Below are 1,525 nucleotides of genomic sequence, written 5' to 3' on the forward strand. Positions count from 1 at the left end.
GATGAAAAGCGGGCCGTGGGGCTCAGGCAACTCGACCAGTAAATGATGCTCTTCAGTGGTGAGCCGGTCCCAGGTCTGGGCTTCGGTCAGCAGCAACCTGAGCACGCGGTCTTCACGACTGGCCGGCAGGATACGGCCAGCCACGCGGCGTGGAGCCCGGGCGCCGAAGCTGCGTCCCGCCGTTGACGATGCCGGGAAATAGTTGCCAGAGGGCTCGGACGAGGTGTAATCGGGCTCCTCGCGAAAATCCGGCAGATAGTCCGCAGGGCCGGACATGTCCTGGGAAGCGCCTGATGCTGAGGATGATTCCGGCTTCTGGCCCTTATTGGACGTGCGTAAGCTGCTATTATTTTTATAGCTGCCCTTGGAGGTCGCAGGTTGCCAAAGCTGCATCAGTTCGCGGCTGTCAATCAATACCCTGTCGGCAATTTCAGCCAGCAGCTGGCGTTTCAATGCGCCATCGGGCATCAGGTTCCACAGCGGGCGGGCGTTGCTGGCCATGTGGGCGCGGCCCTCGGCGGTGTCCAGGTCGCAGCCCTCGGCGGCGGCCTCCAGCAGGAAGCGGCTGAGCGGCACGGCCTTGCTGACATAGGCCGCGAAGCCTTCCTGGCCGTGCTCGCGGATGTAACTGTCGGGGTCGTGTTCGGCCGGCAGGAACAGGAACTTGACGGTGCGTACGTCCGTGGCAAAGGGCAGGGCGGCGTCCAGCGCTTTTCGGGCGGCGCGGCGGCCGGCGCTGTCGCCGTCAAAGCTGAAGACGACTGAGTCGGTGAAGCGGAACAGCTTTTGCACGTGATCAGCCGTGCAGGCGGTGCCCAGGGTTGCCACCGCATTGGCAAACCCCAGCTGGGCCAGGGCCACCACGTCCATATAGCCTTCTGTGACGAGGGCATAGCCGTGTTCGCGCAGGGCGGTGCGGGCCTCGAACAGGCCATAAAGCTCCCGGCCCTTGCTGAACACAGGGGTTTCCGGCGAATTGAGGTACTTGGGCTTTTCGTCGCTGAGCACGCGGCCGCCAAAGCCTATGCATTCGCCCTTGACGTTGCGGATGGGGAACATGACCCGGTCACGAAAGCGGTCATAACGCTTGGCTTCACCGGCCTGGTTTTCTTCGCCGGGCTCGCCCGTGATGACCAGGCCGCTTTCTACCAGCAGCGGGTCGTTGTAATCCGGAAAGACGCTGGCGAGGCTGCGCCAGCCTTCAGGTGCGTAGCCCAGGCCGAAGGTCTTGGCGACTTCGCCCGAAACGCCGCGGCCCTTGAAGTAGTCGATGGCGCGCTCGGAGTTGCGCAGGGCCTTGATGTAGGCGACGCCGGCTTTTTCAAGCACGCTGGTGAGTGTGGCCTGCTGCTCGCGCATCTGGGCGGCCCGCGCCCGGTCTTGCGGGGAGACGTCGTCTTCAGGCACTTGCAGGCCGTATTGCTGGGCAAGGTCCTTGACGGCTTCGACAAAGGTCATGCCGCCGTGGTCCATCAGAAAGCTGATGGCGTTGCCGTTTTTGCCGCAGCCGAAGCAGTGATAGAAC

General features: G+C 63.5%; 1 protein-coding gene. It reads right to left on the reverse strand.

The features are described 5' to 3' along the window. Nucleotides 1-1,525 (reverse strand): DNA primase (gene dnaG / locus AC1D1P_RS23035; protein WP_477674595.1); only part of this gene is annotated, 1,525 nt, incomplete at both ends.

It is taken from the genome of Polaromonas sp. P1_E1_2 (assembly GCF_056406035.1).